This window comes from Methylobacterium gregans, from assembly GCF_022179245.1.
GTDB classification, from domain to species: domain Bacteria; phylum Pseudomonadota; class Alphaproteobacteria; order Rhizobiales; family Beijerinckiaceae; genus Methylobacterium; species Methylobacterium gregans.
In genome coordinates, this window is sequence record NZ_BPQM01000130.1 from 20,447 (window position 1) to 43,698 (window position 23,252).

Here is a 23,252-nt window from a genome sequence, read left to right on the forward strand (position 1 = left end):
GATAGGGGCGTCCGGCCTCAGGTCCGGACTGTCCCGTGTGCCCAATCGCGTGGAGCGTGGCCGGGTTGCCGCCAGGGCCCTCCAGGACGATCGAAGTGTGCGCAGCGCTGCAGCATAGCCGGGGATCGCCCCGCTGCGTGGCACGTCCTTCCCTAGATCTCGGGTTGCCTTTCGCCGACGCTCCCGGCGTCCGAGAGAAGGATGCCTCTCGTTCCCGTGTAAGGGACAAGGCGATCGCATGTGGCGGACGGGCCAAGCCGCCAACGCGCGTACGGAAGAGCGTGGACGCCTCTTGAGGCGCCGGTCCCCTCGCTCGAGGAGAGCAGGGATGCGCGAAACGGCAGCGCCACCTTCAGGACGCACTGTTGGGCCACGTTCGGCCCGCCCGCCGCCCAGCTAGACGAAACCGGCGCTCTGTCACTCCGCCTCTGGCATGCCAATTGACACCTCAGGCGAATCGGCACAGTCTCGCCTGGTATACAGTAGACCAAAACGATCGAAGATGGTCTCGCGCTGCGAGATCCCGGCCTGAGCGGCGTGGAAGCCGGCGGGACGGATGTTCGCCGCCAATCTCGGTCCGGTCAAGGCGGCCCGAGACCTTCGGCGATGCTTCACGAAGCCCCGGTCGGCCCGGATGCCGACCGTGCCGACCCACCCGATCAGACCGCCCGAAGGCGGCGCCGCGGACGAGACGCAGGAGGAAACCATGGACCGCAACGCCCAAGATCCGACAGCCCACGACCGGATCGCGCTCGACCGCGTCGAGGAGCAGAGTGACCACATCGAAAGCCCTGCCGCCAGCGAGCCGGAACTCACCGACGGCTTCAACCTCGTCATCGATGCTCTGAAGCTCAACGGCATCGAGACGATCTACGGCGTGCCCGGCATCCCGATCACCGATCTCGGCCGCCTCGCGCAGGGCCGCGGCATGCGGGTGGTCTCCTTCCGCCACGAGCAGAACGCGGGCAACGCCGCGGCGATCGCTGGCTATCTCACCAAGAAGCCGGGCGTCTGCCTCACCGTCTCGGCTCCGGGCTTCCTCAACGGCCTGACCGCGCTCGCCAACGCGACCACGAACTGCTTCCCGATGATCCTGATCTCCGGCTCCTCCGAGCGCGAGATCGTCGACCTGCAGCAGGGCGACTACGAGGAGATGGATCAGCTCGCCGTCGCCAAGCCCCTCTGCAAGGCGGCCTTCCGCGTGCTGCACGCCTGCGACATCGGCATCGGTGTGGCGCGCGCCATCCGCGCGGCCTGTTCGGGCCGCCCAGGCGGCGTCTATCTCGACCTGCCCGCCAAGCTGTTCTCGCAGGTGATGGACGCCGCGGCCGGCGAGAAGTCGCTGGTCAAGGTGATCGATCCGGCCCCGGCCCAGCGCCCGGGCGAGGACGCCGTCCGGCGCGCGCTCGACGTGCTCAAGACCGCCGAGCGCCCCCTGATCGTGCTCGGCAAGGGCGCGGCCTACGCCCAGGCCGACGAGGCGGTGCGGGCTCTCGTCGAGCAGAGCGGCATCCCCTACGTGCCGATGAGCATGGCCAAGGGCCTGTTGCCCGATACCCACCCGCTCTCGGCCGGTGCCGCCCGCTCGACGGCGCTCAAGGATTCCGACGTCGTCCTCCTGGTCGGCGCCCGCCTGAACTGGCTCCTGTCGCACGGCAAGGGCAAGACCTGGGGCGCGCCGGGCTCGAAGAAGTTCATCCAGATCGACATCGAGCCGAAGGAGATGGACTCCAACGTCGAGATCGTCGCCCCGGTCGTCGGCGATATCGGCTCCTGCGTGCAGGCGCTCCTCGACGGGATGGGCAAGGATTGGCAGCAGCCCCCAGCCGCGTGGCTCGACACGCTCAAGGCCAAGAAGGAGGCCAACGTCGCCAAGATGGAGCAGAAGCTCCGTCGCAACGCGGCGCCGATGGACTTCCACGGCGCGCTCGGCGCCCTGAAGACCGTCATCAAGGAGCGGCCAGACGCGATCCTCGTCAACGAGGGCGCCAACACCCTCGACCTCGCCCGCGGCGTCATCGACATGTACCAGCCGCGCAAGCGTCTGGACGTGGGCACCTGGGGCGTGATGGGCATCGGCATGGGCTTCGCGATCGCCGCGGCCGTCGAGACCGGCAAGCCGGTGCTGGCCGTCGAGGGCGACTCGGCCTTCGGCTTCTCCGGCATGGAGGTCGAGACGATCTGCCGGTACGACCTCCCGGTCTGCATCGTGGTCTTCAACAACAACGGCATCTACCGCGGCACCGACACGGACCCGACCGGACGCGATCCCGGCACCACGGTCTTCGTGAAGGACTCGCGCTACGACCGGATGATGGAGGCTTTCGGGGGCGTGGGCGTGAACGTCACCACTCCGGACGAGCTGAAGCGGGCCGTCGATGAGGCGATGGACTCGGGCCGCCCGACGCTCATCAACGCGGTGATCGATCCCCAGGCCGGCAGCGAGAGCGGCAACATCGGCAGCCTCAACCCGCAGAGCCAGCTCAAGAAGAAGGCCTGACGGGCCGATCCGAACCCTGATCCTCGCGCGCCGCGGCTGGTCCCCAGCCGCGGCGCGCCCGTTTGTGGAGACGGCTTCATGCTCGACGGTCCGCTGCTCGATCCCGGCCTCGCCGGCCGCCTGAGCTTCCGCCCCCGGTTGCCAACCGAACCACCGCTGCCCCCCGGCCGCCACGCGCTCGGCCTGTTCGAGACCCGCGACGCGGTGCTCTGCGTGCCCGACGGCCTGGACCCGCACAGGGCCGCGCCGCTCTGCGTGCTGTTCCACGGCGGCGGGGGCAGCGCCGAGAAGATCCTGCCGATGCTGGAGGGGCACGCGCGCACGCGCGGCTTCCTGCTGCTCGCGCCGCAATCTCTGTTCCCGACCTGGGATCTCGTGATCGGTGGCAACGGGCCGGACCGCGAGCGCCTGGACGACACGCTCCACGCGGTGGGCGCCCGCTTCCTCCTCGATCCCGCCCGGATCGCCTTCGCGGGCCACTCGGACGGGGGCAGCTACGCGCTCTCGCTCGGGCTGACCAACGGCGATCTGGCGCGCCACCTCATCGTGTCCTCGGCCGGCTTCTTCTCCGTGCAGGCCCAGGCAGGCGCGCCCCGGATCTTCCTCTCGCACGGCACCCGCGACGAGCAGATCCCGATCGATCGCAGCGCGCGCCGGCATGCCCGGCTCCTGCGGGAGGCCGGCTACAATCTCACCTATGTCGAGTATGACGGGCCCCACGCCTACGACCCGGCGGTGGTGGCCCGGGCCGTATCCTTCTTCCTGGACGCCCCTGCTGAGACCGCCGCCGTATGACGGCGCTGGCGCTCAGGCCGGGGTCGCCGCCAGCGCCGGCAGCCGGGCCTGTTCCGGCTCCGGCTCCTCGGCGGCCTCGGCCAGCAGCGCCGCCACCAGGTCCGACTGCGAGACGATGCCCGCGAGATTGCCCCAGCGATCCACCACCGGCAGGTGGTGCAGCCCCGCATCCGCCATGCGCAGCACCACCTCGGCGACCGTCGTCTCGGGTCGCACCGTCTCGACGGCGGTGGTCATGATGTCCTCGACGCAGCCATAGGGCGCCCGCCCGCGGCTGAGCGTGAGGGCGAGGCGACGCGCCAGGCCGATCCGCGGCCCGCCCCGGTCCCACACCGCCTTGTCGAGCAGGTCGGTCTGCGTGACGATGCCGAGCACCTGGGCGCGCTCGTCCGTCACCGGCAGCACCTTGATGCGGTGGCGGCGCAGCAGGTCGAGCGCCTCGTGCAGCGAAGCGCCCGGCGCCACGGCGACCACGTCCCGGGACATGACGTCGGCGCAGGTCGTGCCGCCCGAGCGGCGCCGGTAGGAGCGGAGTTCCGCCCGGCGCAGGATCGCCTCCAGATCGCCGCGGCCGATGTCGAGCACCTGTCCGTACTCGGCCAGCACCGCATCGAGGTCGGCCGAGGAGAAGCCGGTGCGGGTCGACGGCGCCGGGTCGGCGGTGCCGTGGTCGCGCGGGACTTGAGCCGGCCGGTGCGGGTAGGTGCGGCCGGTCAGGTTGTTGAACAGCAGCGCCGCGGCGAGCAGAAGCACGGAATTGGCCCCGACCGGCCAGACCACGAAACCGTAGCCGAGGTCGTGGATCGCCGATCCACCGAGCACCGCGGTCAGCGCCACGGCCCCGCTCGGCGGGTGCAGGCAGCGAAGCGCGGCCATCAGCGCGATCGCCACCCCGATCGCCAGCGCGGCGGCGAGCGCCGGATCCGGCACCAGCCGACCCACGGTCACCCCGACCAGGCTGGCGATCAGGTTGCCGCCCAGGATCGACCAGGGCTGCGCCAGGGGGCTCGCCGGCACGGCGAATAGCAGCACCGCCGAGGCGCCCATCGGCGCGATCAGAGCCGGCAGGGCGGAGCTCGGCCCGAGCGCTGCCCGGCCGATCAATCCCGTCGCGAGGATGCCCACAAGCGCGCCGACCGCCGCGCGCAGGCGCTCGCGGGCCGGCATCGGCGCGAGGTCCGGGATGAGGTGGCGCAGGCTGGGCGGCATGCGGGCATCCAGAGTGCAGGGGCAGAAAAAAGCGGCGCGTCCCGTAGGGACGCGCCGCCTTGGTCTCACGCGCCTTGTGGGCCGTTTTGCGGATGCGGGCTCAGACGGCGCGCGCTTCCTGCAGCGACTTGATCTGCTCGAGCGTGTAGCCGAGGTCCTGCAGCACCTCGCTGGTGTGCTCGCCGAGCAGCGGCGAGGCCTTCACCTCGACCTCCATCCCCGAGAACTTGATCGGGCTGCCGACCGTCAGGTACTTGCCGAGCTTCGGGTGCGGGACCTCCACGATCGTGCCGCTGGCACGCAGCGACGGATCGGCGGCGATCTCCTTCATCGAGAGCACCGGCGCGCAGGGGATGTCGAACTTGCGCAGGATGTCGACCGCCTCGAACTTGGTCTTGTCGGCCAGCCAATCCTCGATAAAGGCGAAGATCTCGAAGATCTTGTCCTGGCGCGCGCGCGGCGTGTTGTAGGCCGGATCGTCGATCCACTCGGGCTTGCCGAGCGCCTTGCAGATCGGGGCCCAGGCATGGCCCTGGATCGTGAAGTAGATGTAGGCGTTCGGGTCCGACTGCCAGCCCTTGCACTTCAGCACCCAGCCCGGCTGACCGCCGCCGCCCGCGTTGCCGCCGCGGGGCACCACGTCCGAGAACTCGCCATGCGGATACTGCGGGTACTCCTCGAGGTAGCCGAGCGCGTCGAGGCGCTGCTGGTCGCGCAGCTTCACGCGGCAGAGATTGATCACCGAGTCCTGCATCGAGACGGCGACCTTCTGGCCCTGGCCGGTCTTGTTCTTCTGATGCAGCGCCGTGAGGATGCCGATGGCGAGGTGCATGCCGGTGTTGGAGTCACCGAGCGCCGCGGCCGACACGGTGGGCGGGCCATCCCAGAAGCCGGTGGTCGAGGCGGCGCCGCCCGCGCACTGGGCCACGTTCTCGTAGACCTTCAGGTCCTCGTAGTGGTGGCCGTCCGAGAAGCCCTTCACCGAGGCGAGGATCATGCCGGAGTTCAGCTCCTGGATGCGCGCCCAGGAGAAGCCCATGCGGTCCAGTGCGCCGGGGCCGAAATTCTCGACCATCACGTCGGATTCGCGGATCAGCTTCTCCAGGACTTCCTTGCCCTGGGGCGTCTTGGTGTCGAGCGTCAGCGAGCGCTTGTTGGAGTTCAGCATCGTGAAGTAGAGCGCGTCGGCATCGTCCACGTGGCGCAGCTGCGTGCGGGTCACGTCGCCGGCGCCCGGCCGCTCCACCTTGATCACGTCGGCCCCGAACCAGGCCAGGAGCTGCGTGCAGGCGGGTCCCGCCTGGACGTGGGTGAAGTCGATGATCTTGATCCCCTCGAGCGGCTTGCTCATCTGAAGCGTCTCCCTAGCGATTGTTTATCGAGTGCTTGACTACGAAAACGTGGATTAATCGAAGTCTTGGTGCTCCGAATCGTACCCGGCGGCTCCGTCCGCGTTCGTGTCGTGCCCTGTCAGACCGGCCCCTCAGGCGGGGACCGGTTCGAGTTCCGCTAGGCGGCGCCGGAGCTTGCGCTCCTCCTCCCAGCGGGTGGTGTCGTCGCGGATCACCGCGACGATGCCGATCACCTCACCGTCGGCCGCCTTCATCAGGCCGACCGTGAAGGCGATGGACAGCGGACGGCCGTCCTTGTGCAGGGCCGGCACGCGCAGCACCTCGCTGCCGTAGCGGGTCACGCCCGTCCGCATGGTCTCCGCGTAGCCGGTCCAGTGCCGGCGGCGGTGGCGCTCCGGGGTGATCAGGTCGAGGGTCTGCCCGAGCGCCTCGGCCTCGGAGAAGCCGAAGATCCGCTCCGCGGCCGGGCTCCAGACCGTGATGACGCCCTCCGGATCGGAAACGACGACCGCGTCACCGGAAGCCGCCACGACCTGTGCGTAATCGACGTCGCGGCTCATCCTGCCTCCGCTGTCGCGTGCTTGCCGTCGTGTGGGGCGGGCGCTTGCTCGCGTCCGGCCGGATCTATGCGTGTGGGCCGCTACGGAGGCGCTAGCCGGGATCGTCGCTGGTGTGACGGTCCATGCCACGCTTCTCTGAGATGCGGGCCGCTTTCGGATCGGTGCAGGGCCGGTGTATCGCCCCAACCGATTGGAATGTGGTATGCCAGAATGGTCCGGGTGGTCAAGGCAGCTTCGACGGAGCTGATGTAAGACTTGCAGGGTTTTGTAATCGAGCCGCTGACGGCTCCGGTTACTTCGCGAGAGCTTGTCGCAATGCACCATGCACGCGGCCGCCTCGCGCCACCTTGCGGTGGTCGGCGCGTTGGTGGACTGTATCCCACAACATGGGCTGACGGGAAGCTGCGATGGAAGAAGGACCGGGCATCATCCTTCGTCAGGTCTCCGCCTACCGGTTCGAGCTCGATTTCGGGGGCGCGCTCCCGGCTCTGACGGTAGACGAGGCGGAGCCGATCGGTCGCGGTGCCGGGCCCTGCCCGGAGCAATTGCTCGTCGCGGGCGTCGCGAACTGCCTCTCGGCAAGCCTCGTCTTCGCGCTGGGCAAGTTCCGCCAGGAGGCCCAAGGACTTGAGACGCGGGCCCGCTGCCGGATCGCGCGCAACGCAGAGGGCCGCCTGCGGATCGTCGGCATCGACGTCGCGATCACGCTCGGGGCCGAGGCGCGCGCGCTCGACCGGATCGACCGGGTGCTCGAACAATTCGAGCGCTTCTGCACCGTCTCGGAGAGCGTGAAGGCCGGCATCCCGGTCGCCGTCTCGGTCAGCGACAGCGGTGGAACACGCCTGCACGCGACGGGCTTCGGTGAAGACGCGACGGAGTGAGGGAGACGCACCATGCAGCAGGCAGGATCGGGCGCCGGGGCGCCGGAAGAGCTCGCGGCCTTGTTCAACCAGCGGGCCAACGCGGGCGACGTCGAGGGGCTGGTGGCGCTCTACGAGCCCGATGCGGTGCTCGCGGCCGGCGACGTCGTGGCGACCGGCCACGCCGAGATCCGGCGCTTCTACACGGACCTGCTGGCGCGCCGCTCCGAGTTTCCGGCCGCCACGGTGCTGCCGCCGGTCCGCAAGGGGGACCTCGCGCTGACCTTCGCCACCCTGCCGAACGGCGCCCTCTCGGTCGAGGTCGCCCGATGCGGGCCGGAGGGGCGCTGGCTCTGGGTGATTGATCAGCTCAAGGTACGCCTGCCGAAGCCCGCCTGACCGAGACTCCCCTCAGGGCTCACCCCGGACCCGCCGAAGGTCACGACCTTTGGGATCCGGGATCACGCGCGCCCGTGCCGGCCAGCCTCAGCCGCGCGGCAGGGTGAGCAGCCAATCCCGCAACGGGAGCACGGCGTCCTGCCAGCGCGGCTCGAGCATCAGCGCGTGGGCGAGGCGCGGCACGATGTGGGGGCGGCAGCCGTAATAGGCGCCTGTGCGCCAGACCTCGTCGGCCGGGATGAAACGGTCGTCCGCCCCGCCCAGCACGAAACTGCGGGGCGCCTGCCAGGCCAGGGGCGCGAAGGGCGGCCAGCCCTGCAACTCGGGGCCGACCAGCCGCGATTCCTCGCCGACCCGGGCCACGAAGCGGCGGAAACTTGACTTGTCCACGTCGTCCGAGAACAGGCCGGCGCGCAGGATCGCCGGATCGGCGGCCCGCGCCCCGTGCAGGCTCATCGCCAGCACCGCGCGGAACAGGGCGGGGGTCGACAGGCCCATGCGCAGGGCCGAGAGCGCGAGACCCCAGGGCGGCACGGAGGCCAGGAGCGCCATGCCGAGCGGCCGGCCGCCGGTCCGGATCCAGTTCTGGACGACCGCGCCGCCGAGGGAGTGGCCGACCACCACGAGCGGCCCGCCGAGGCTGCGGGCGACCTGGTCGAGGTCGGCCGTGTAGTCGGCGAGCCGCCACTCGGCGATGCCGTCTTGGCCCCAACTCGCGCCATGCCCCCGCAGGCTGAGGGCACAGGCCTCGAACCCGGCCTCGGCGAACCAGGGCAGCACGTGCTCGTCCCAGATCCAGGCGCCGACGGAGATGCCGTGCACGAACAGCAGCCGGGGCCGGCCGCGGTCTCGGACCGGCATCCGGCGGATGATCTCAAGGGGACAGGCCGGGTCCCCCACGCGCGCCGCGCTCATCGCCGGACATGCCCCCGCGCTCGCGTCCGGCGGGCTTCAAGCATGCTGCGACGCGGCGATCCAGTCCCGCACCCCGTCGGCCGAGCGGAAATCGGCGAGCGCGTGCACGCGCGCCTCCGGCAGGGCGTCGCGGGCCATCGTGGCGAGCGCGTGGCCCGGGCCGAGTTCCAGGACGGCGTCGGCGCCGAACTCGCGGGCGGCGGTGAGGCAGGCGGCCCAGTCGATCGTCTCGGAGATCTGGCGGGCAAGCTTGTCGAGACCGGTCTGGGCCGCGAACACCGCGGCGCCGTCGAGGCCGGCGACGAGGCGCGGCGCGCCGGGTGCGGGACGAAGCGGCACCTCCGAGGCGAGTTGCTCGGCGAACCGCGCGCTCGCTGCCGCAAGCAGCGGCGTGTGCGAGGGCGTGCGCACGTCGAGCAGGACCGCCCTCTGCGCACCGGCGGCCAGCGCCTCGACGCGCAGCGCTTCGAGGGCGTCGCGCGGGCCGCCGACCACGGCGCTGTCGGCGGCGTTGCGGATGGCGAGATGGCAGCCGTGGCGCCCGGCCATCGCCGCGACCCTGTCGAGGGCGATGCCCCGGATGCCGGCGAGCCCGAATCCCGCTCCCGAGGCCGCATCCATCGCGTCGGCGCGGGCGGCGGCGAGCCGCAGCACCGCCTCGGGGGTGAGGCGGCCCGCGGGAGCCCAGGCGGCGAGGTCGCCGATGCTGTAGCCGGCCACGATCGTGCGGGCGGGCAGGACCGGGGCGATCAACCGCCAGCCGGCGAGCGCTGCGACGCAGCACAGGATCTGCCCGGTCCGGTTCCCGTGCAGGTCCGCGCCCGGTTGCCGGACGAGGTCCCGCGGATCGACCCCGCCGAGAAGCGGGCGCGCGCCCTCGAAGACCGCGCGGGCCTCCGGGGCATCGGCGGTGAGGGCGAACATCTCCGGGTTCTGGCCGCCCTGGCCGGAGAGCAGGAGCGCGAGCGTCACGCAGCCGCCTCGATCGCGTCCACGAACAGCGTCATGGCGAGGAGATCGGCCGCGCCGCCGGGACTGAGGCGGCGGGCGACGAAGGCGTGGTGCAGCGCCTCCGCCCGCGCGAACCAATCGGCGCGCGCGAGGCCGCCCTCCCGATCGAAGCGGGCGGCGGCCTCGCGCGCGAAGTGGTAGCCCGCCGCGCCGCCCCGGTGCAGCAGGTTGGTGTCCTCCAGCGCGGCGACCAGTGCGAGGCAGCAGCCGACCCGAGCGGCGTTGCCGTCGCCGGGACGAAGGGCGCGCGCGCGCCGCAGCGCCGGCAGGCCGATCCGGTAGAGGGTCGGGAAGCCCGCGGCCGCCTCGGCCGGGGCGCCGCCGACCCCGTGGCGTCGCCGCGCGCGGGCGCCCGGCGCGTGCAGGAGTTCCGGTCCGTCGAGGATTCCAGCCGCGTGGCGGCCGCGGACATGGGCGCCGAGCGCCCCCGCGGACAACGGTCGCGCGTCCGGCCCCAACGCCCCCGCGGCGGAGACGAGAAGCCCCAGGCCGAAGATAGCCCCGCGATGGGTGTTCACGCCCCCCGTCGCCGCCCGCATCGCGGCTTCGGCCTCAAGGCCGATCCGGCGCAGGGCCGGCATGGCGAGGCCTGCCGCCCCGGCGCGGGCAAGGGCGGCGAAGTGGGGTTCGAGGGTGTCCGCGCTCGCCGCGAAGGTCTCCGCATCCATGTCGGCGTGGCTGCCGCTGTCGACCCGGCTGACGAGGCCGGGCTTGGGATATGTGTCGAGTTCGAGCCGGAGCGCCGCGACGGCCAGCGCGGCGAGCCGCGCGCAGGACGCGCCGCTGACCTCCCGCCCCGACATCTCCGAGTCGGGCAAGCCCGCCTCGGAGGAGGGGAGGGGGCCTGGCGGGACGGCGGGTGAGGGGAGGGCGCCGGTGCGGGACAGCGCCGCGTCCCGCGGGAAGGCCGCGCCCGTCATGCCGCCACCTGCGCGCGCAGTCCCGCCGCGTCGCGCATCTCCAGGCGGTCGCGATGCTTCGCGAGCACCGCGCCGCCCGCCTCGTGCAGCTCCCGCCAGTGGATCCCGGCCCCGTCCGGCAGGATCACTTCCCCGTCGATCCGCATCGGCGCGGCCGCCGCGATCTGTGCGAGACTGGCGAGGAAGCCCGGCGGCACCTCCGTGACCGGCCAGAGCAGGTCGAGGTCCGAGGTCGGGGCGAGATAGGCGAGCCCTGTCAGCGCCTGCCAGAGCAGCGCCCCGAACGGGCGCGGCACGAGGCCGTTCGCCGTGCCGAGCGCGAGGAGCGCCTCGATCGTCGGCTGCCACGCCTCCGGCGCGCTCCCGCGCGCCTGCGCCAGGGTCGGCGCGGGCAGCGGCGCGAGCGTAGGGAAGGGCAGGGCGAGGCCGATGCGGCGCTTGCCCGCCGCCGGTGGCAGGGGCAACCCGAGGGGCACCAGCGACCTGTCCTCGCCCGGCCCGTAGCGGCGGACGATCAGCGGCCGGCCGCGGACGGCCCAGTCGGCCACGTCCGGGGCGCCGTCGAGGTCGGGCCGCCCCCGCAGCAGATGCGCGAAGGCGCTCGCCTCGACCCGGACGAGGTCGTGGCGCCGGAAGCCGTCAGCCACGCCGCGCCTCGGCCGCGACCTGCGCGGCGACGGCCTGCGCCACCGGCCGCCCGCCGCGCGCGGCGCCGAGGCGGTCGCGGACATCCTCGGTCGTCAGGTCGGCGATCAGGTCGCGGATCTGCCCGTCGAGCGGACGGGCGGGATCGAGCACCGCGTGCACCGCGCCCGTCGCCACCATGTTGTCGAGGCCCGGCGCGAAGACCGGGGTCGACTTCGCCATCTCCTGCAGGGTCTCCAGCGGCAGCTTGGTGACGCGCGCGACCGAGGGCAGGTCCATCACGCTCGGGTTGGCGCCGGGCAGCGCCGCCAGGACCCGCGTCGCCAGCGCCGTGGCGATGAAGGCGCCCGCCGCCGAATGGCCGTAGAGCAGCCCGACCGTCGGGTGGCCGGACCTGTCGGCGAGCAGCAGCGCCTTGGCGAGGTGGGCGAGGCACTCGTTGAGCCCGAGCAACTCGTCCCGCCGGCTCATGCGCTGGCTGTCGGAATCGACCAGCACGAGGATCGGGCCCTTTGTGCCCGCCCGAACCGCGTCGAGCACGCTGCGCGACAGCGTGAGCGCACCCTCGATGCCGAGTGGCGTGTCCCCGTCGATGCCGATCACCGTGGCCTCGGTCCCGCCGAAGGGGGCGCGTCCCGTGACGAGGCCGTCCGCGACCCGGACATCGTGGCCTCCCGGAAAGAGGGCGGCGAGGATCTCAGCGAGCGTCATGGTGCGCCTCCTCCACCCGCGCGACCGTCTCGTCGAAGGCCGCCGTGGTCATGGCCGGCACCGCGTCCGGATCGTTGACGCCGAGGCGCGCCCAGATCTCGGTGGCGTCCCGGCAATCCCCGAAGCGCGCGATCCGGGCTTCCAGCCGCGCCTGCTCGGCCTCCAGCGTCGCGAGGTCGAAGGCGGGCGCGCGGCCGATCAGGTCGAGGGCGGCGGCCCGGAAGGCCGCCACCGTGTCGGCCGCGAAGGCGTCGGCGCCGCCGATGAGCCGGCGGTGCTTGCCGCCCATGGTGCGCCAGACCAGCGCCCGGTCGCGGGAATCGAATTCTTCGGCGCCCCGGTTGGTCTCGATCACCTCCGGGCCCGAGACCGAGATGCGCCCACCCTCGGAGACGGCGAGCCGCGAGCAGGTGCCGGCGATGAGCCCGCCGCCGCCGTAACAGCCCGCCCGGCCACCGATCAGGCCGATCACCGGCACGCCCGCCGAACGTACCTCCGCGATCGCCCGCATCGCCTCGGCGATCGCGGTCTCGCCCGCGTTGGCCTCCTGCAGGCGGACGCCGCCCGTATCGAACAGGATCAGCACGGCGGCGGGCCGCACGTCGAGCGCGGCGCGCAGCAGCCCGATCAGCTTGGCGCCGTGCACCTCGCCGAAGGCGCCGCCCATGAAGCGGCCCTCCTGGGCGGCGACGAGGACGGGCCTCCCGTCGAGCCTCGCCCGCCCCACCACGATGCCGTCGTCGAAGGCGCGCGGCAGGTCGAAGAGCGGCAGGTGCGGGCTCATCCGCCGCTCGGTCGGGGGCAGGAACTCGGTGAACGTGCCCGGATCGGCGAGCGCGACGACGCGCTGTCGGGCGGTGGCCTCGTACCAGCTCAGCGCCTGCGGGTCGGTGCTCGCGGCCATCTGTGCAGCCATGATCAGGCCTCCATCAGCCGGGCGCCCTGGAGCAGGCGCAGGGACACGGTGTCGGGCCGCGCCCCGCCGTCGTTGATGCTGATGCGGATGCCGCCGGGCTGCGCGCGGGCGACGAAATCGGCCACCACCGCCTCCCAGACCGGGCCGTACCCGGCGATCGGCGTCTCGATCGCGACCTCGCAGGTGTCGGGTGGCAGCACCCGCTCCAGCAGGACCTCGAGATTGCCCGAGGCGACCACGCCCGTGATCGTGCTCGGCACCGTGCCGGCGAGCGGCTTTGCGGTGGTGTGGCGGAAGGTCAGGGATTCCATGGCGGCCTCACCAATTCCGGAACTTCGCCGGCGGCTCGTAGAGACCGCCCGACCAGTGCACGAGGTCCTTGATCGACTTGGCGGCGAGCAGGGCCCGGTCGGCATCGAGCGGCTCGATGCCGAGGTCTTCCGGCCGGCGCACGATGCCGCGGGCGCGCAGATCCTCGACCTTGGCCCGATCGCGCCCGCGCCCGATCTCGGTGTAGCCCGCGACCCCGCGGATCGCCTGCTCGCGCTCGTCCGCGTCCCGGCAGAGGAGGAGGTTGGCGATGCCTTCCTCGGTGACGATGTGCGTGACGTCGTCGGCGTAGATCATCACGGGCGCCAGTTCGAGCCCGGTCTTCTTCGCCAGCTCCATCGCGTCCAGGCGCTCGACGAAGGTCGGCACCAGCTTGTCGCCGAAGGTCTCGACGAGCTGCACCACGAGCTTGCGCCCGCGCATCAGCATCGGGTCGCCCGTGATCTGCGCCTCCCGCCCCGCCTTCATCCAGGTGTCGGAAGGGTGGCGCCGCCCGTGCGGGTCCGATCCCATGTTGGGCGCGCCGCCGAAGCCCGCCACCCGGTTCTGCGTCACCGTCGAGGAATGGCCCGAGAGGTCGATCTGCAGCGTCGAGCCGATGAACAGGTCGCAGGCGTAGAGCCCGGCCGTCTGGCAGAAGGCGCGGTTCGAGCGGAGCGAGCCGTCCCGGCCCGTGAAGAAGATGTCCGGCCGCTCGCGGATGTAGCGGTCCATGCCGACTTCGGAACCGAAGCAGTGGACCTGTTGCACCCAGCCCGACTCGATCGCCGGGATCAGGGTCGGGTGCGGGTTGAGCGCCCAGTGCGTGGCGATCCGGCCCTTCAGCCCTAGCCGCTCGCCGTAGGTCGGCAGCAGGAGCTCGATCGCCGCGGTGCCGAAGCCGATGCCGTGGTTGAGCCGGCGGATGCCGTACTCCGCGTAGATGCCCTTGATCGCCATCATGGCCATCAGCACCTGCGTCTCGGTCATCGCGGCCGGGTCGCGGGTGAAGAGCGGCTCGACGTAGAAGGGCTTATCCGCCGCGACCACGAAGTCGATCCGGTCGCCCGGGATGTCGACGCGGGGCACCTTGTCCACGATCGCGTTGACCTGCGCGATCACGACACCGTTCTTGAAGGCGGTCGCCTCCACCACCGTCGGCGTGTCCTCGGTGTTCGGGCCCGTGTAGAGGTTGCCCTCCCGGTCGGCCGAGACGCCCGCGATCAGCGCCACGTTCGGCGTCAGGTCCACGAAGTAGCGGGCGAACAGCTCCAGGTAGGTGTGCACCGCCCCGAGCTCGATCTGCCCGCCGTAGAGCATCCGGGCGATGCGCCCGCCCTGCGGGCCGGAATAGGAGTAGTCGAGGCGCCGCGCGATGCCCGTCTCGAACACGTCGAGGTGCTCGGGGAGCACGATCCCCGACTGAACCATGTGCAGGTCGTGGACCTTGCCCGGGTCGCAGGCCGCGAGCGCGCGAGCGAGGCAGTCGGCCTGCTTCTGGTTGTCACCCTCCAGGCAGACCCGGTCGCCGGGGCGCAGCACCGCCTCCAGCAGGTCGACGGCCCGCGTGGCCGGCACCACCTTGCCGTCCGCCTGGGCACGGCCTGCCGCGATGCGGTCGTCGCGGAGTCTCGCCTCGCTGCGCCAGTCGGTCATCGCTGCCTGCCCTGCCTCTCGCATTCACACTGCGCGTAAACTGGCGTTTGTGCATTCACAAGGCCTCGAACAAACGCTATCGGTATTCCGAAGCGCTCCGATGTCAAGAACATGCATGTCGAAGCGCGGCAGGAGGAAGTCATGGACAGCGCCGGTGTCGAGGAGCGCGGCCTGATCTCGGATCGCATCCGGAACGCGCTCACCGACGCGATCGTCTCCGGCGACCTCGCCGCCGGCACCGCCCTCGACGAGCAGGAACTGGCCGACCGCTTCGGCGCCTCGCGTACCCCCGTGCGCGACGCCCTGCGCCAGCTCGCCTTCAACGGCCTCGTGGAGGTGCGCCCGCGCAAAGGGGCGGTGGTGACGCGCATGACCTCGGAGCGCATCACCGAGATGTTCGAGACCACCGCCGAGTTCGAGGCCATGTGCGCCCGGCTGGCCACCTACCGGATGACGCTTCTGGAGCGCGGCCGGCTGATGGAACTGCACGAGCACGCCGCGGAGATGATCGCGCGCGGCGACCTCGACGCCTACGACGCCCACAACCTCGTCTTCCACGAAACGCTCTACGGGGCGACCCACAACGGTTTCATGGCCGAGCAGGCGCTGGCCCTGCGCACCCGGCTCGTCGCCTTCCGCCGGACGCAACTGCGCCAGGACGCCCGCATGGCGCGCTCCCACGCCGAGCACGGGGAGATCCTGGCCGCGATGGCTGAGGGCGACGGCGAGGCCGCGGCCCGCCGCATGCGCGCCCACATGCTCAACGCCGCGAACGCCCTCGGCCGCTGGATCGCCGAGCACTGACGCCGGCGCCGGTGCGGTTTCCCCGCGCCGGTTATCCGCTCTACACCCGTCAGACCGACAGCCGCGCCCACGGGCCCCGATCATCGATGACCGCACACGTCCCCCTCTCTTCGCGTCGCCCCGCTCCGGACGCCCTCGCCGCCGTCGTCGCCGGCCTGCGGGAGCGCTTCGGCGCGCGCCTCTCGACGGCGGAAGCCCTGCGGGCGCAGCACGCCAGCACGCTCACCTGGGCGCCGAGCCAGCCGCCGGACGCCGTGGTCTTCCCGCACACGACCGAGGAGGTGCAGGCGATCGTGCGGCTCTGCGCGGCGCACCGCGTGCCGGTGATCCCGTTCGGTACGGGCTCCTCGCTGGAGGGCCATGTCAACGCGCCCTACGGCGGGGTCAGCATCGACCTGTCGCGCATGGACCGGATCCGCGCGGTCCATGCCGAGGATCTCGACTGCGTGGTCGAGGCTGGGCTGACCCGCAAGGCGCTGAACCTGAGCCTTCGCGACCAGGGCCTGTTCTTCCCGATCGATCCGGGCGCCGACGCCTCCTTCGGCGGCATGGCCTCCACGCGGGCCTCGGGCACCAACGCGGTCCGCTACGGCACGATGCGGGATGCGGTGCTCGGCCTCACCGCCGTCCTGCCGAGCGGCGAGATCGTCCGCACCGGCAGCCGCGCCCGGAAATCGGCGGCGGGCTACGACCTCACCCGCCTCCTCGTCGGTGCCGAGGGCACGCTCGGCATCATCACCGAGCTGACCCTGCGCCTCAGCGGCATCCCGGAGGCGACGGCCGCCGGGCACTGTTCCTTCCCGAGTGTGAAGGCGGCCTGCGACGCCACCATCCTGACGATCCAGTCCGGCCTGCCGGTCGCCCGCATCGAGCTGCTCGACGCCGTACAGGTGCGGGCCAGCAACGCCTACTCGAAGCTGAGCCTGCCCGAGACGCCGCTGCTGCTGGTCGAGTTCCACGGCACCGAGGCCGGCGTGCGCGAGCAGGCCGAGCGCTTCGGGGAAATCGCGGCGGCGGAGGGCGGCGGCGCGTTCAGCTGGGCAACCGAGGCCGAGGCCCGCAGCCGCCTCTGGCAGGCGCGCCACGACGCCTACTGGGCGGCGCTCGCGCTGCGGCCCGGCGCGCGGGCGGTCGCCACCGACGTCTGCGTGCCGATCTCGCATCTCGCCGAATGCGTCGCCGAGACCCAGCGCGACATCGCCGAGAGCGGTCTCCTCGCCCCGATCGTCGGCCATGTCGGCGACGGCAATTTCCACGCCCAGCTTCTGGTCGACCCGGAGGATGGCGACGAGGTCGCCCGGGCCACCGGCTTCATCGACCGGCTCGTCGCCCGCGCCCTCGGCCTGGACGGCACATGCACCGGCGAGCACGGCGTCGGCCAGAAGAAGATGCGCTTCCTCGAGGCCGAGCACGGCGCGGAGGCTCTCGCCGCGATGCGCGCCCTGAAGCGCGCCCTCGATCCACTCGGCATCATGAACCCCGGCAAGATGCTGGGCGCCTGAAAGGCCCGGACCACCGAAGGCGCTGGGATCGGGGGAGCCGTCGGGATCGGAAGGGGGATCCCGATCGTATGAAGCCGCGACCGTAACGGCCTTTCGAAGCCAATCACGGCAACCAACCCGCTCCGCGCATCTTTCTGCGCCCAGGGATCGCGACGCGCGGAGGTGAGGTGGCGGCCTGGATCGAGACTACCCTGTGGTGGCACGTCTACCCGCTCGGCTTCGTCGGCGCCCCCCGCGCGGCGCCGGAGCAGGCCGAGCCGGTGCCCCGGCTGCGGCGCCTCGAGGCCTGGCTCGACTATGCCGCCGAGATGGGGGCGACCGGCCTCGCTCTCGGCCCGATCTTCGCCGCCTCGACCCACGGCTACGACACGATCGATCATCTCCGCATCGATCCGCGGCTCGGTGACGACGCCGATTTCGACGCGCTGGTGGCGGCGGCCCGCGCTCGCGGCCTGCGCCTGCTGCTCGACGGCGTGTTCAACCACGTTGGGCGCGACTTCCCGGCCTTCGCCGAGGTGCTGCGCCTGGGCCCGGAAGCACCCCGGGCCCACTGGTTCCGCCTGTCCTGGCCGCGCGGGCCCGGCGCGGAGCCGGATTACGCCTGTTTCGAAGGGCACCGGCAGCTCGTCGCCCTGAACCACGACGAGCCGGAGGTCGCGACCTATGTCGAGGGGGTGATGACGCACTGGCTGGCGCGGGGCGCCGACGGCTGGCGGCTCGACGCCGCCTACGCGGTGCCGCCCGCCTTCTGGGCCCGGATCCTGCCGCGGGTGCGCGCCACCCACCCGGAGGCCTATCTGGTCGGCGAGGTGATCCACGGCGACTACGCAGGGTTCGTGGCGGAGAGCGGCCTCGATGCCGTGACCCAGTACGAGCTCTGGAAGGCGATCTGGAGCGCCCTGAACGACCGCAACCTCTACGAGCTGGCCCACGCGCTGGAGCGCCATAACGGCTTCCTCGACCGCTTCGTGCCCCTCACCTTCGTGGGCAACCACGACGTGACACGGATCGCCAGCCGCTTGGCGAACCCGCGCCATCTGGGCGCGGCGCTCGCCGTGCTGTTCACCTGCGGCGGCGTGCCCGCGATCTACGCGGGCGACGAGCAGGGATTCGTCGGGATCAAGGAGGAGCGGGCGGGCGGCGACGACGCGATCCGGCCGGAATTTCCGGCGACGCCCGCCGAGCTCCCGGCCGAGGGCTGGCCACTCTATCGCCTGCACCGGGAACTGGCGGGGCTGAGGCGTGCCCATCCCTGGCTGCACCGGGCGCGCATCCGGATCGACCATCTGGCCAACCGGCAGATGGTGGCCTGTCCGCAGGCCGACGGCCAAGGGCTCCTGCTGGCGCTCAACCTCGACGACGCGCCGGCCGCCCTGCCGGCCCCGCGGGGGCGGGCTGTCGAGGCGGGTGACGGGCAGGTGATCGATCCCGGCGCGGCCGGTGCCCGCGTCCTCGTGCCGCCCCATGCTTGGGCCGTGCTTTCCTTCGCCTGAGCCGACCCGGGGGCGAGCGGGCGGCCCGCGGCGTCTCAGTCGTTCCCGCCGAGGCACTCGATCAGGTGGTTGAGGTCGGTGCGCAGCGCCCGCACCTCCGGCTCGCTCAGCGCGAGCTGGCACATCACACTCTCGCGCACCTGCGCGGCCTCGTCCCGGAGACCGCGGCCCTCCGGCGTGAGCGCGATCTCGACCTCGCGCTCGTCCGATTGGCGCCGGTTGCGCAGCAGGAGGCCGGCCCCTTCGAGGCGCTTCAGCACCGGGGTCAGCGTGCCGGAATCAAGCCGCAGGCGCCGTCCGATCTCCGAGACGGTGACGCGGTCCTGCTCCCACAGGACGAGCAGGACGAGGTATTGTGGATAGGTCAGGCCGATGCGCTCGAGGAGCGGGCGGTAGGCCTTCGTCATACGGTGGGCGGCCGCATAGAGCGCGTAGCAGAGCTGGTTGTCGAGCAGCAGCGGATCGCGTGCTGGATCCGCCTCCTCTCGTCTGTCGTCGACAAGCACCATCAGACTCGCTCGCAACCGTTCCGGCCGTGCGCTTGGCCGGATGCTGTTCCACCTACGATACCCGAGGACACGGCCTGCGCCAGAGCTGAAATTTCCTTATCTGCATCGAAGGATAGATCGTCCGCGGTTTCAAGCGCCACTCGGCGTCCCGTCGTCCCGGTCCCTACTGCGTGCCGGAATCCCGGACATGCCGCCTGGGCGAATGGGCTCAATTCTCATCCGTGGGCTGCGCGCGCACCCCGCAAGACAGCGATCGAGGCGACCCATAATGGCCCTTGGCGCTGCATCGAAACCGAAACCCGGCCTCTGCGAGAAAGGGGCTTGCCAAGCCTGATACGACCCCTTAGACACCCGCTCACGGCCGGGGCGGCACTGAAGCCAGCCCAGTCCGACAGGCGCCCGTAGCTCAGCTGGATAGAGCACCAGACTACGAATCTGGGGGTCAGAGGTTCGAATCCTTTCGGGCGCGCCATTCTTCACAAACACTTAGCGGATATCCGCAGGCAGCTTTTCGAGCTTGGTTGCCAGATGCTGCCAACTTGGGAGCAGCGGAAAAGCGCTATTTCACGGCTCGGCTCCTCGCTCCGTTCTCGCTCCGCCGTCGCTCCTTATCCAGGTCGATCACTGTTGCTCGGAGTGCATCCGCTGGAAGGTGAACGTAGCTTCGTGCGGTGACCCGGCTGCCAGGCGCATGGCCAAGGTGAGGCTGAAGAAGGCCATCATCCACCCCTCTCTGTTTCAGCCATGTCGCATTGGCCTTGCGCAGCATGTGCGGAGTGATGTGCATCGGTTTGCCGTCGCGGAAAACGCCTGCTTGTTTCACAGCCGCGGCGAGGGCTTTTTCGAAGTCGGTGATGCGGACCCCTCCTCGCCCTGGGAAGACCCATCGAGAGATCTGCTTGCCGTGAGCCAACGCGGCACTTCTTGCGTCTCTGTGCGCTTCCTGAAGGGCTTGCACGAGTGCTGGTGCGAGAAATACGTCCCGATCGGAATGCGCTGTCTTCGGCGTCCATCCATCCTTTGATCGAATCATCGCCAGCCCCTGTTCGGGGCAAAGATCGCTCCATTCCAGATTGAACGCCTCTGACTTCCGGCAGCCAGTCTCGGCAAGGAAGCGGACAAGAAGCCCTGTGCGGGTGGGCAGATGGGCTAGGATTGCGTTCATCTCATCGATTGTGGGGAGGTTGAGCCGCTTTCGCGGTTCGGGAATGGGCTCAACTTTCGGTGCACGGCCAATTAGGTTTTTGTCCGCGGCGAATAGGAGAAGGGTCTTCGCCAAGCGCACTTCGGCGTTGACGGTCGCTGGAGAGCGCTTCTCGAGTGCTGCCTTCTGATACCTGACGATCTCGGCGGCAGTGATGTGCTCCACGTCCCTCAGACCGAGGTGGACGAGAAGGTTCCTCATCCGCTGGGCGTCGCTTTCCAACGACCGAGCACGCTTCTTCCCGGTTGCAACGCGGTCAGCTTGCTCTTGGAGCCATCGTTCAGACAGTTCTGCCAATGTGATGCCAGCCGCCTTTCTCCCCATCCCCGAAAGAGCCTCGTCCAATTGGAGATCTCGAAGCAACCGCTTCGCCTCAGCAGTCGCGGCCGACTTCGTTTCGACAAACCTGCGCTCCCGCTTTCCACTTGGTGACACATGAGGGGGAAGGTCAATCAGCCAAGCGCCAGTCAACGCACCGGCACGGACGTGGGGGGCAATGCGGAAGGGACCGATCTTTAGAGACTCGTTCTTGGCCTTCGTCATCCAGGTTGACCTTCCTTCAACAATCGCTTGGCACGAGCGACAGGATCAAAGGGGGTGGCTCGTGTGGCTTGATCCGCTGCAACCAGTTGCAATTTTTGCGGACCACGGGTGGCGACATGTCGTGCTGTGCCGGTGTCGCGTTTAGAGCGGATGTACGCCTCGACGTCGGCCCGGGCGTAGACAAGACGCTGGCCAATTTTCGATGCGGGAAGTTCGCTGCGAGGTACACGGCGAACGTGATCTACGTTACAGCCGAGAAGACGCGCGACGTTTTCCACAAAGAGAAAATCAGGGCCTAATCCGTCCGTGCAGCCGACGAAGCGCTCCGGGTTCTGTCTACGGTCACGGTTGTACGCCGTCACTGTGGCGTCGGCTAACCGGTGAAGGAGTGTCATCACCGATAGAGCACGGGAGGGATCAGTCATTCGACCCCTCCTTTGGAAAGATGCTAACGGCATCGTGTGGGTCGATACACGGTTTACTGATCTGCAAGCCTCGGAGCAGTGCCATATTGAAGTCAGCGGGGCGCTCTTTGACGTACTGGAGCAGCGCGCACTTGAGGTAAGGCGTAAGCTGGAAGAAGGCCTTTACACATGAGTCATGTCGGGCCACGCTATCAAGCTGCATCAGATCCTCGGCAGAAAGCTGGTCACGGAAAAATATATAGGGATAGCGGGCGAGTATGCCGCGCCGGGCAGCATTTACTTGGCAGCCGACGATCCACGCAAAGAATTCAGCCTTAGTGAAGTTGGCTCGACCGTTTCGCCGTTTGAGTTCTGAGACAAATCGCTGATAGCCAGCATCCCATCTCATCCCTTGGATGCCCTCAGGCCACCCATCACTTCCGATCTTGGGTTGTTCAGGTACTGAGACCCCCACGCAGGACGGACCTGCGATAGGCGGTGGGTTCGTTACTTTGGATGCAGCTTCCACAACGCAGGCTGTGGTAAGTACCGGAGGAGCGATAACTTCATCGACGCGGTACTTCAGGACCTTGCTTCCACGGAAAAGCTGATCGCCTTCGGTCCGACGCTGCCAACGCTTTTTAAGTGTCTCGTACGCGATCTCTGTCCTGCGCGCCCAGTCGGCAAGGGTGCGGGACTCGCCTCTCCAAGTGATGCGGACGTTGTTTGCTCTGTTGTTTGCCTGCGCTCGCGGAGAAGCCCATCTGATATTTCCCGGCTCATACCTCAAATTCAACACATCAATTCTATCGACGGAGAAGCTATCGTCTGGGCATGAGCCAAGCTCGAGTAAAAAAGCCGAGAATTCGTGCAGACTTCGATCGAGGCTAAACTTGGCATTTTTCCGACGGGTTTTATCCCGAATGGTCCGGTGCTCCTTAGCAGTCTTCGGAAAGAGCTTTTTGAGCGTCCGATCCGTCTTCCCTTCGATGTATGCGACTAATTCCGCACGGCCGACTTGAGCGTCACTCGGAGCGCTGGTCGCGCCATTCCTTCTTGGAGCATGAGGGACACGGGCGCGCTTCGCAGAACGAGGTACTATCGGGGACGTTGCCGACTCCAAACCGTTGCTTCGGCTCGCATTTTCGGGATTGGCAGATGTCCCCCCTTGGAATTTTACAAGGGACAAGTCCCGGCGCACGTCTATGAGAACGTCCGGTTTATGCGCACGCACCTCTGCGAGCGAAATGACGTTCGCGTTTGACGGCGCCGCGGCGGCGTACAGCATGTTTTTCATTGATGAAGCCCCTTCGAAAAGGCCCGGCCGAGAGGTGACGAAGGGAGCGTCACATCTTCAGCCGGGCGCCGACATTGGCGTGTCGGGAGGCTTGCCGCCAAGCAAACCTTCAAGACTTTGAAGCAGTTTTTTCAGAATGAGGCAAATCAAAATTTTTAGAACCTGCTACATCAGCCAGATGATGCCACGTAATACCGACCGTCTACAATTGTAGACTTCTGCACCCGCGATCTCACAGAAACTTGGCCGGCGCGATTGCGGTGACCATCTCAATCTGCAGCGGGGGCTAAATGCGCCGTTCAGCCCGCGCCGGACGTACGATCCGGCACAGAGATAGGTCCGCCCGCGGCCTCCGAACGGAGAAGGCCGCCGTCCCTCAGGTTCTCGCTGGATCGGCGACGGTCATCGGGGTAACCCCGACCACTACGGCAGGCATCGCGATCTCCGCCACCTCGACCCGCAGCCCGGACGCCAGGGCTGCCGACACCGCATGGTTCAGCGCAGGTTCGGGCAGGATGTCGCTAGTCAGGCTGGGCCAGCGGGCGACGAAGGCCTGCACCGCCAGGAGCGCATCGTCGTGATGCGAGGTTCCCTTGCCGAGGCCGGACACGAACGCCTCCCAGACGAATAGGGACGCCTCCCCCGCGCGGAAACGTGCCAAGTTGATCGTGACGATGACGGGGCCTGCGGTCTTCCGAAGGCGGGCGAACGACCAAGGCATCAGCGCCAGCGCCGCGC

General features: G+C 69.7%; 23 protein-coding genes and 1 tRNA gene. 8 read left to right on the forward strand and 16 right to left on the reverse strand.

What is annotated here, in order from left to right; all coding sequences use genetic code 11:
• Positions 1-706: 706 nt before the first annotated feature.
• A complete protein-coding gene (gene oxc / locus MFF54_RS22495; protein WP_238306490.1) occupies positions 707-2,500 on the forward strand; it encodes an oxalyl-CoA decarboxylase in 1,794 nt (597 codons plus the stop codon).
• Positions 2,501-2,578: 78 nt separating this feature from the next.
• Positions 2,579-3,295 carry an alpha/beta hydrolase gene (locus MFF54_RS22500; protein WP_238306491.1) on the forward strand — a complete coding sequence of 239 codons (717 nt, stop codon included), beginning with the start codon at positions 2,579-2,581 and terminating at the stop codon, positions 3,293-3,295.
• Positions 3,296-3,307: 12 nt separating this feature from the next.
• On the opposite strand, the gene MFF54_RS22505 is transcribed toward MFF54_RS22500, so the two are convergent.
• The 3 genes from MFF54_RS22505 to MFF54_RS22515 all read right to left on the reverse strand — a co-directional run bounded on the left by MFF54_RS22505 (position 3,308) and on the right by MFF54_RS22515 (position 6,416).
• Positions 3,308-4,504, reverse strand: coding sequence for an HPP family protein (locus MFF54_RS22505; protein WP_238306492.1), 1,197 nt, complete (start codon positions 4,502-4,504; stop codon positions 3,308-3,310).
• Positions 4,505-4,604: 100 nt separating this feature from the next.
• A complete protein-coding gene (frc, locus tag MFF54_RS22510) occupies positions 4,605-5,855 on the reverse strand; it encodes a formyl-CoA transferase (protein WP_238306493.1) in 1,251 nt (416 codons plus the stop codon).
• A gap of 132 nt (positions 5,856-5,987) precedes the next feature.
• Positions 5,988-6,416, reverse strand: a complete 429-nt coding sequence (locus MFF54_RS22515; RefSeq protein ID WP_238306494.1) for a PAS domain-containing protein — start codon at positions 6,414-6,416, stop codon at positions 5,988-5,990.
• Between the two features lie 407 nt (positions 6,417-6,823).
• On the opposite strand from MFF54_RS22515, the gene MFF54_RS22520 reads away from it, so the two are divergent.
• Both MFF54_RS22520 and MFF54_RS22525 read left to right on the forward strand, forming a co-directional pair.
• On the forward strand, positions 6,824-7,297 hold the full coding sequence (locus tag MFF54_RS22520) for an OsmC family protein (RefSeq protein ID WP_238306495.1): 474 nt from the start codon (positions 6,824-6,826) through the stop codon (positions 7,295-7,297).
• A 12-nt stretch (positions 7,298-7,309) separates the two neighbouring features.
• Complete coding sequence (locus MFF54_RS22525) at positions 7,310-7,675, forward strand: YybH family protein (RefSeq protein ID WP_238306496.1); 366 nt, start codon at positions 7,310-7,312, stop codon at positions 7,673-7,675.
• A gap of 87 nt (positions 7,676-7,762) precedes the next feature.
• Here the strand turns inward: MFF54_RS22525 and MFF54_RS22530 are convergent, their stop codons facing one another.
• The 8 genes from MFF54_RS22530 to mdcA all read right to left on the reverse strand — a co-directional run bounded on the left by MFF54_RS22530 (position 7,763) and on the right by mdcA (position 14,758).
• Positions 7,763-8,590 (reverse strand): alpha/beta hydrolase, encoded by an 828-nt coding sequence (locus tag MFF54_RS22530; RefSeq protein WP_238306497.1) that lies wholly within the window; start codon positions 8,588-8,590, stop codon positions 7,763-7,765.
• 36 nt (positions 8,591-8,626) lie between these two features.
• Complete coding sequence (locus MFF54_RS22535; RefSeq protein ID WP_238306498.1) at positions 8,627-9,562, reverse strand: acyltransferase domain-containing protein; 936 nt, start codon at positions 9,560-9,562, stop codon at positions 8,627-8,629.
• On the reverse strand, positions 9,559-10,404 hold the full coding sequence (mdcB, locus tag MFF54_RS22540; protein WP_238306513.1) for a triphosphoribosyl-dephospho-CoA synthase MdcB: 846 nt from the start codon (positions 10,402-10,404) through the stop codon (positions 9,559-9,561). The genes MFF54_RS22535 and mdcB overlap by 4 nt, the downstream gene beginning before the upstream one ends.
• Before the next feature lie 113 nt (positions 10,405-10,517).
• On the reverse strand, positions 10,518-11,168 hold the full coding sequence (gene mdcG, locus MFF54_RS22545; protein WP_238306499.1) for a malonate decarboxylase holo-[acyl-carrier-protein] synthase: 651 nt from the start codon (positions 11,166-11,168) through the stop codon (positions 10,518-10,520).
• Complete coding sequence (gene mdcE, locus MFF54_RS22550) at positions 11,161-11,877, reverse strand: biotin-independent malonate decarboxylase subunit gamma (protein WP_238306500.1); 717 nt, start codon at positions 11,875-11,877, stop codon at positions 11,161-11,163. Before mdcE ends, mdcG begins: the two co-directional genes overlap by 8 nt.
• Positions 11,864-12,793 carry a biotin-independent malonate decarboxylase subunit beta gene (locus MFF54_RS22555; RefSeq protein WP_238306501.1) on the reverse strand — a complete coding sequence of 310 codons (930 nt, stop codon included), beginning with the start codon at positions 12,791-12,793 and terminating at the stop codon, positions 11,864-11,866. The genes mdcE and MFF54_RS22555 overlap by 14 nt, the downstream gene beginning before the upstream one ends.
• A gap of 2 nt (positions 12,794-12,795) precedes the next feature.
• Entirely contained in the window at positions 12,796-13,104 is a 309-nt protein-coding gene (mdcC, locus tag MFF54_RS22560) for a malonate decarboxylase acyl carrier protein (protein WP_238306502.1), read from the reverse strand.
• Between the two features lie 7 nt (positions 13,105-13,111).
• Positions 13,112-14,758, reverse strand: a complete 1,647-nt coding sequence (mdcA, locus tag MFF54_RS22565; RefSeq protein WP_238306503.1) for a malonate decarboxylase subunit alpha — start codon at positions 14,756-14,758, stop codon at positions 13,112-13,114.
• Between the two features lie 141 nt (positions 14,759-14,899).
• Between mdcA and MFF54_RS22570 the strand changes: the two genes are divergently transcribed.
• The 3 genes from MFF54_RS22570 to MFF54_RS22580 all read left to right on the forward strand — a co-directional run bounded on the left by MFF54_RS22570 (position 14,900) and on the right by MFF54_RS22580 (position 18,557).
• Complete coding sequence (locus MFF54_RS22570; protein WP_238306504.1) at positions 14,900-15,562, forward strand: GntR family transcriptional regulator; 663 nt, start codon at positions 14,900-14,902, stop codon at positions 15,560-15,562.
• Between the two features lie 86 nt (positions 15,563-15,648).
• On the forward strand, positions 15,649-17,064 hold the full coding sequence (locus MFF54_RS22575) for an FAD-linked oxidase C-terminal domain-containing protein (protein ID WP_238306505.1): 1,416 nt from the start codon (positions 15,649-15,651) through the stop codon (positions 17,062-17,064).
• 167 nt (positions 17,065-17,231) lie between these two features.
• Positions 17,232-18,557 carry an alpha-amylase family protein gene (locus MFF54_RS22580; protein WP_238306506.1) on the forward strand — a complete coding sequence of 442 codons (1,326 nt, stop codon included), beginning with the start codon at positions 17,232-17,234 and terminating at the stop codon, positions 18,555-18,557.
• A 35-nt stretch (positions 18,558-18,592) separates the two neighbouring features.
• Here the strand turns inward: MFF54_RS22580 and MFF54_RS22585 are convergent, their stop codons facing one another.
• Complete coding sequence (locus tag MFF54_RS22585; RefSeq protein ID WP_238306507.1) at positions 18,593-19,066, reverse strand: MarR family winged helix-turn-helix transcriptional regulator; 474 nt, start codon at positions 19,064-19,066, stop codon at positions 18,593-18,595.
• A 395-nt stretch (positions 19,067-19,461) separates the two neighbouring features.
• Here MFF54_RS22585 and MFF54_RS22590 point away from each other — a divergent pair.
• Positions 19,462-19,538, forward strand: a tRNA-Arg gene (locus MFF54_RS22590).
• Positions 19,539-19,625: 87 nt separating this feature from the next.
• On the opposite strand, the gene MFF54_RS22595 is transcribed toward MFF54_RS22590, so the two are convergent.
• From MFF54_RS22595 to MFF54_RS22610, 4 genes are all read right to left on the reverse strand, one after another.
• Positions 19,626-20,813 (reverse strand): tyrosine-type recombinase/integrase, encoded by a 1,188-nt coding sequence (locus tag MFF54_RS22595; RefSeq protein ID WP_238306508.1) that lies wholly within the window; start codon positions 20,811-20,813, stop codon positions 19,626-19,628.
• On the reverse strand, positions 20,810-21,238 hold the full coding sequence (locus MFF54_RS22600; protein ID WP_238306509.1) for a helix-turn-helix domain-containing protein: 429 nt from the start codon (positions 21,236-21,238) through the stop codon (positions 20,810-20,812). The genes MFF54_RS22595 and MFF54_RS22600 overlap by 4 nt, the downstream gene beginning before the upstream one ends.
• Positions 21,231-22,505 carry a hypothetical protein gene (locus tag MFF54_RS22605; RefSeq protein WP_238306510.1) on the reverse strand — a complete coding sequence of 425 codons (1,275 nt, stop codon included), beginning with the start codon at positions 22,503-22,505 and terminating at the stop codon, positions 21,231-21,233. The genes MFF54_RS22600 and MFF54_RS22605 overlap by 8 nt, the downstream gene beginning before the upstream one ends.
• A 385-nt stretch (positions 22,506-22,890) precedes the next feature.
• Positions 22,891-23,252 (reverse strand): hypothetical protein (locus MFF54_RS22610; RefSeq protein WP_238306511.1); only part of this gene is annotated, 362 nt, incomplete at its 5' end.

What these genes read in the sequence shown, in the direction of transcription:
- oxc (WP_238306490.1), top strand. Translation starts at nt 707, where the DNA reads ATGGACCGCAACGCCCAAGATCCGACAGCCCACGACCGGATCGCGCTC.
- MFF54_RS22500 (WP_238306491.1), top strand. Translation starts at nt 2,579, where the DNA reads ATGCTCGACGGTCCGCTGCTCGATCCCGGCCTCGCCGGCCGCCTGAGC.
- MFF54_RS22505 (WP_238306492.1), bottom strand. Translation starts at nt 4,504, where the DNA reads ATGCCGCCCAGCCTGCGCCACCTCATCCCGGACCTCGCGCCGATGCCG.
- frc (WP_238306493.1), bottom strand. Translation starts at nt 5,855, where the DNA reads ATGAGCAAGCCGCTCGAGGGGATCAAGATCATCGACTTCACCCACGTC.
- MFF54_RS22515 (WP_238306494.1), bottom strand. Translation starts at nt 6,416, where the DNA reads ATGAGCCGCGACGTCGATTACGCACAGGTCGTGGCGGCTTCCGGTGAC.
- MFF54_RS22520 (WP_238306495.1), top strand. Translation starts at nt 6,824, where the DNA reads ATGGAAGAAGGACCGGGCATCATCCTTCGTCAGGTCTCCGCCTACCGG.
- MFF54_RS22525 (WP_238306496.1), top strand. Translation starts at nt 7,310, where the DNA reads ATGCAGCAGGCAGGATCGGGCGCCGGGGCGCCGGAAGAGCTCGCGGCC.
- MFF54_RS22530 (WP_238306497.1), bottom strand. Translation starts at nt 8,590, where the DNA reads ATGAGCGCGGCGCGCGTGGGGGACCCGGCCTGTCCCCTTGAGATCATC.
- mdcB (WP_238306513.1), bottom strand. Translation starts at nt 10,404, where the DNA reads ATGTCGGGGCGGGAGGTCAGCGGCGCGTCCTGCGCGCGGCTCGCCGCG.
- mdcE (WP_238306500.1), bottom strand. Translation starts at nt 11,877, where the DNA reads ATGACGCTCGCTGAGATCCTCGCCGCCCTCTTTCCGGGAGGCCACGAT.
- MFF54_RS22555 (WP_238306501.1), bottom strand. Translation starts at nt 12,793, where the DNA reads ATGGCTGCACAGATGGCCGCGAGCACCGACCCGCAGGCGCTGAGCTGG.
- mdcC (WP_238306502.1), bottom strand. Translation starts at nt 13,104, where the DNA reads ATGGAATCCCTGACCTTCCGCCACACCACCGCAAAGCCGCTCGCCGGC.
- mdcA (WP_238306503.1), bottom strand. Translation starts at nt 14,758, where the DNA reads ATGACCGACTGGCGCAGCGAGGCGAGACTCCGCGACGACCGCATCGCG.
- MFF54_RS22570 (WP_238306504.1), top strand. Translation starts at nt 14,900, where the DNA reads ATGGACAGCGCCGGTGTCGAGGAGCGCGGCCTGATCTCGGATCGCATC.
- MFF54_RS22575 (WP_238306505.1), top strand. Translation starts at nt 15,649, where the DNA reads ATGACCGCACACGTCCCCCTCTCTTCGCGTCGCCCCGCTCCGGACGCC.
- MFF54_RS22585 (WP_238306507.1), bottom strand. Translation starts at nt 19,066, where the DNA reads ATGGTGCTTGTCGACGACAGACGAGAGGAGGCGGATCCAGCACGCGAT.
- MFF54_RS22595 (WP_238306508.1), bottom strand. Translation starts at nt 20,813, where the DNA reads ATGACGAAGGCCAAGAACGAGTCTCTAAAGATCGGTCCCTTCCGCATT.
- MFF54_RS22600 (WP_238306509.1), bottom strand. Translation starts at nt 21,238, where the DNA reads ATGACTGATCCCTCCCGTGCTCTATCGGTGATGACACTCCTTCACCGG.
- MFF54_RS22605 (WP_238306510.1), bottom strand. Translation starts at nt 22,505, where the DNA reads ATGCTGTACGCCGCCGCGGCGCCGTCAAACGCGAACGTCATTTCGCTC.